Here is a 631-nt window from a genome sequence, read left to right on the forward strand (position 1 = left end):
CAGGCCACCAGGTCACCAGAAAACCCCAGCACGCCGTGAGACCAAAAACAAACGATCTACGAGACCTGACCAGTTACTTCTCCATGACGTGGATTCCTTCCGGCGGGTGCGATTGGGCGAGAGCATGGTGAGCCTTTTCCATCCTGCTATTCGTGGAATGCGTGTTCGAGGGTGAGGATCGTGCGGGCGACCGTTCCGGCTTGGCGCGGGCAGCCCCGGAAGCGGCTGAGGATCTTCCAGGTTTTCAGGACCGCGAAGCCGCGTTCGCCGTGGGCTCTGGTGACGGCATGTGCACGGTTGGATTCTTTGTGGTGGTCGGGGAGGTTGCGGCCCTGGTAGGGGACGAGAAGGGTGTCGCCTTCGCCGCCGACGTAGCCCTTGTCGACGTAGAGGTAGAGCCCGGCGCGGGCGGTGGCGAGCAGGACGTCGTGGTGGCGGGCGGCTTTGAGGTCGTGGGTCGAACCGGGTAGCCCGTCGGAGATCCACAGTAGGCGGCCGTAGGGGTCGGTCAGACCCTGGAGGTTGACGCCGTGGTGCTTGTGCTTGCCGGAGTAGTACTAAGGAGAACGAAAGTAGCTGGACTCGCTACCAGTTGATGTAGGCGAGGTGGGGATCACCGAAGAATCCCATG

General features: G+C 62.4%; 1 protein-coding gene. It reads right to left on the minus strand.

The annotated features are described in order from the left end of the window. Window positions 1–146 precede the first annotated feature (146 nt). The gene (locus tag MXD59_RS25995) at window positions 147–512 is read right to left on the minus strand and encodes a transposase family protein (protein ID WP_248827200.1); all 366 of its coding nucleotides are present in this window, start codon (window positions 510–512) and stop codon (window positions 147–149) included. Window positions 513–631 lie beyond the last annotated feature (119 nt).

Source organism: Frankia umida, from assembly GCF_023242945.1.
GTDB lineage: Bacteria > Actinomycetota > Actinomycetes > Frankiales > Frankiaceae > Frankia > Frankia umida.